Source organism: Crocosphaera sp. XPORK-15E, assembly GCF_034931425.1.
Lineage (GTDB): Bacteria > Cyanobacteriota > Cyanobacteriia > Cyanobacteriales > Microcystaceae > UHCC-0190.
In genome coordinates, this window is sequence record NZ_JAYGHQ010000065.1 from 1 (window position 1) to 2,079 (window position 2,079).

A 2,079-nucleotide genomic window follows, 5' to 3' on the forward strand; every position below is an offset into this window, starting at 1 on the left:
CTGGCTCGTCAGACGAACTCCCTACCTATTGGGTTAAATAGGAATAGTTGGAAACTTTGAGGCGCACCCAAGGTTCAAGGCACAGAAGCCCCGACCCCTACCTATTGGGTTAAATAGGAATAGTTGGAAACTACAGACCCCAGACACCCCCACTGGGAGTATCATCAACTCCCTACCTATTGGGTTAAATAGGAATAGTTGGAAACTCGCAAAAATCAAGCCACCGTTTTTTCTCATAATCATAAGGAGCCCTACCTATTGGGTTAAATAGGAATAGTTGGAAACGGCTCAACCTTTGTGGTTTTGCGAGACCGTTTTAACAAGCCCTACCTATTGGGTTAAATAGGAATAGTTGGAAACGGGTTTGTTTTTTGAGGGAAGGCCAAATAGTTTCGGCCACCCTACCTATTGGGTTAAATAGGAATAGTTGGAAACAGGGAAGGCCAAATAGTTTCGGCCATTTTCTCCCCTACCTATTGGGTTAAATAGGAATAGTTGGAAACTTGTTGGATCCGCGGAAATCCTGCTCAACTTTTGTCCCTACCTATTGGGTTAAATAGGAATAGTTGGAAACATTAGTAAACGCTTTTTCAAGCTTTTGCTGCACCCTACCTATTGGGTTAAATAGGAATAGTTGGAAACTAGTTTATCTAAATCATTAGTGCCTAATAGAACGCCTGCTAAACCCTACCTATTGGGTTAAATAGGAATAGTTGGAAACACTAACGTCAGTGTTATTGACGCTAATATTTTCATTTCTTTCAGCCCCTACCTATTGGGTTAAATAGGAATAGTTGGAAACTCACTATCAGCAAGGGTACCGTTAGATTTACATGAACCCTACCTATTGGGTTAAATAGGAATAGTTGGAAACAAGTTGAAGTTCAGATTTGCAGCGTCAGTCTCAACAAACCCTACCTATTGGGTTAAATAGGAATAGTTGGAAACAAGGAGTCTTTTTAACTGCTCGGTTTTTTGCTTTAGAACTTCCCTACCTATTGGGTTAAATAGGAATAGTTGGAAACTTCCGGATGCCGTACCATCTACTCGTCCTGACTGACGTATACCCTACCTATTGGGTTAAATAGGAATAGTTGGAAACCCTCGGAGATTCAGTGTTATGACTTTTTTTCCGAAAGAAAATTCCCTACCTATTGGGTTAAATAGGAATAGTTGGAAACGGCCATTCCGTTATACGAATCAGCGTTGCGGTAGTTACCATTCCCCTACCTATTGGGTTAAATAGGAATAGTTGGAAACATTGCTGTAGACTTTGTCTGTCCCATTTTGGACCCTACCTATTGGGTTAAATAGGAATAGTTGGAAACTTTTCAATCCCGTAGGTTTCAAAACCAGTCACGCGGTTGAAACCCTACCTATTGGGTTAAATAGGAATAGTTGGAAACCGTCCGGTTGGACTCTTTTGTGACAATCCCTACCCAAATCCCTACCTATTGGGTTAAATAGGAATAGTTGGAAACGTTGTTTCTTCTTGCTGAGAATCGTAGAAATGCGACTCCCTACCTATTGGGTTAAATAGGAATAGTTGGAAACTTCAAATCCTGAGACTTCCTCCTGTGAGACCCTACCTATTGGGTTAAATAGGAATAGTTGGAAACGTCAAAATCGGTCTTCAAATATTGTTTAACAGAAGAATTGTTCCCTACCTATTGGGTTAAATAGGAATAGTTGGAAACATTGTTTAATGAGTTTCCGTCCGCATTAAGTATTTGGTACCCTACCTATTGGGTTAAATAGGAATAGTTGGAAACGCTCCAAGGTGTCCGAATGTTTCCAGACATCTAAAGATACCCTACCTATTGGGTTAAATAGGAATAGTTGGAAACAACAACAGCCCCTGTTCACTCTGTGTCTTTTCTTATGTCCGAAAAAGTGGCAAAAACTCAACCCAACCAAATTCTCTCTAGGTGACGATTTTTGTCCCAGACTTTTGATCTTCCATGAAGAAAATAATGGTTACTAAACAACAGTAACGAACCTTTGTCTAAACTGATTGAATAAGCATTGTCGTAAAACCATTGTGAAATGCGATCGCAAATGTCTTTTAACTGAGGATTA

The 2,079-nt window shown here is 40.2% G+C and carries 1 protein-coding gene and 1 CRISPR repeat array; the gene reads right to left on the bottom strand.

The features are described from left to right. Positions 1-19 precede the first annotated feature (19 nt). A CRISPR array of direct repeats spans positions 20-1,847; the repeat unit is 36 nt; unit sequence CCCTACCTATTGGGTTAAATAGGAATAGTTGGAAAC. 57 nt (positions 1,848-1,904) lie between these two features. Next, positions 1,905-2,079 (bottom strand): TauD/TfdA family dioxygenase (locus VB691_RS25920; protein ID WP_416245502.1); only part of this gene is annotated, 175 nt, incomplete at its 5' end.